1 pseudogene is annotated in these 230 nt (G+C 64.3%); it reads right to left on the reverse strand.

Features of this window, described 5'->3' with window-relative positions:
* Window positions 1-230, reverse strand: a pseudogene (locus ASF20_RS25195) (porin family protein); the annotation flags it as partial.

Here is a 230-nt window from a genome sequence, read left to right on the forward strand (position 1 = left end):
TGCTGACGAGCACGACGCCCGGGCTGGTGACGCTGACTTCCTGGCCGGCGTTGTTGACGGCGAAGACACCGTTGTTGCGGTTGCCCTGGTCGAGGTTCACGTACAGACCTTCGATCTTCAGCGTCACGGCCGAAGAGCGGAAGAAGTTCAGGAACGAGTCGGTGGGCAGCGCGTACTCGATACCGCCGCCGGCAGCCCAGCCGGTCTGGAAGTCGTCACGGCTGCGGTTG

It is taken from the genome of Methylobacterium sp. Leaf88, from assembly GCF_001422795.1.
Classification (GTDB): Bacteria; Pseudomonadota; Alphaproteobacteria; order Rhizobiales; family Beijerinckiaceae; genus Methylobacterium.